This is a genomic window from uncultured Campylobacter sp., from assembly GCF_938017705.1.
GTDB lineage: Bacteria > Campylobacterota > Campylobacteria > Campylobacterales > Campylobacteraceae > Campylobacter_B.
Genome location: NZ_CALIIS010000162.1, coordinates 1 through 1547 on the forward strand (window position 1 = coordinate 1; position 1547 = coordinate 1547).

Here is a 1547-nt window from a genome sequence, read left to right on the forward strand (position 1 = left end):
CCGCTCCGCTACGGCGAAATTTTAAACTTAGAGCTTTGAATTTATCCTTAAATTTAAGCCACCGCGTGAAATTCCTAATAAAATTTAACCTTGCTAGAAAATAGAGAAATTTAAAATTCTAAAATTCCTAGAATTTCGCTAAAATTGCGGACAAATTTTAAAAAAGGCGAAATTTTGACTATTTACGATTTGGAGCGCCTGCGACTGAACGCAAAAAAGCACGTGGAGCAGCTAAAGCTCGTTGCCGTCATAAGCACGACCGCCCTGTTTGTGGTATTCAGCGTCATCGCGTATTTCGCGCGCAGGCAGGGCGTGCAGAGCTTTAGCGCGACGCTGCTTATGCTGCTGGCGGTCGCCTCGCTTGCCGTGAGCCTGCGCGAGGTGCATCTAAACGGCTGGCAAAAGGATCTCATCGGCACGGAAAATATTTTGAAATTTGGCGCGGTCGCGATCTCGTTTTTGATCTTCAAATACTCCGCAGCCTTGCCGCAGGCGTTGATAAGCTTGGCTGCGCTTGCGCTTGGGGCTTGGCTAGCGACGCGGCTTTACGCGCTCGGCGTAAAAAGCATGCAAGATATCTTTACGGGGCGATACCGCCAAAGCTACAAGCAGCACTATCTGGCGCCTTTCGTGCGCGAGCTCGGCTGCGAATACGTCTCCTACGGCAGCGTGCCTTTTTGGCGCGTGGTGCAGAGCGATCTGTTCGAATTCATCGAAAACCTGCGCGGCAACGACCGCGTGGGCGGCGCGTGGCAGGGGGTGAGCTTTGAGTTTAGCGACGTGAGCTTTTTTCATCAAAATTTGCAACACGAGCTCGCGGGGGCGTTTTTCGTAGCGGAATTTAACAAACGCATCATCGCGCCCGTTTTCATCTATCCGCGCGAGATGCAAAATAAACAGCACGTAGGTCTAAAGCCCGTTGCGATGGATAACGTGGAGTTTGCCGCGCGCTACAAGGTGCTAAGCGATGAGCCGCAAAACGCGATGTACGTGCTGACGCCTGCATTTATGGAGCGATTTTTGGCGGTGGGCGACGCGCTCGGGGCGCAAATCTGGGCGAGCATCAGAGAGCGGCGGATCCATATTTTCGTGCACACCGGGCGCGATAATTTCGAGCCTAGCGTCTATGAAAGTGTGCTGCGCCGCGACCCCGCAAGCGAGATAAAGAGCGAAATTTTAAACTTTTTGAGTATCGTTAAAATTTTAAAACTGAATGTGAGGATTTGGATTTAATAAAATTTGAGCGGTATTTTTGCTAAAAATTTTTAACTCTTAAAAGTAAAGGCTCTCTTTAACTTAGGCTCACACAAAGGAGCATTAAGCTACGATGAGTTCGATGAAAAACAAATATATAATTCGTTCAAGAATTTCTGAAGCTAAATTTAGAGAAATTCTCAAGTATTTTGCAGAAGACATAGAAGCATCAAAGATATCGAATTTAACTAAAATTTCAGAAGCAACCCTATGTAAAATCTTTAGAGAAATAAGAATTCTTATGTCTAAAGAGCGCGAGAAGATATCTAAGTTTTCAGGCGAGATAGAGATTG

Annotated in this window: 1 protein-coding gene and 1 pseudogene; both read left to right on the forward strand. The window is 46.8% G+C overall.

What is annotated here, in order from left to right; all coding sequences use genetic code 11:
• Positions 1-174: 174 nt before the first annotated feature.
• Positions 175-1233, forward strand: a complete 1059-nt coding sequence (locus tag Q0605_RS07880) for a DUF3137 domain-containing protein (RefSeq protein WP_298705857.1) — start codon at positions 175-177, stop codon at positions 1231-1233.
• Between the two features lie 94 nt (positions 1234-1327).
• Positions 1328-1547 (forward strand): annotated as a pseudogene (locus Q0605_RS07885) (IS1595 family transposase); the annotation flags it as partial.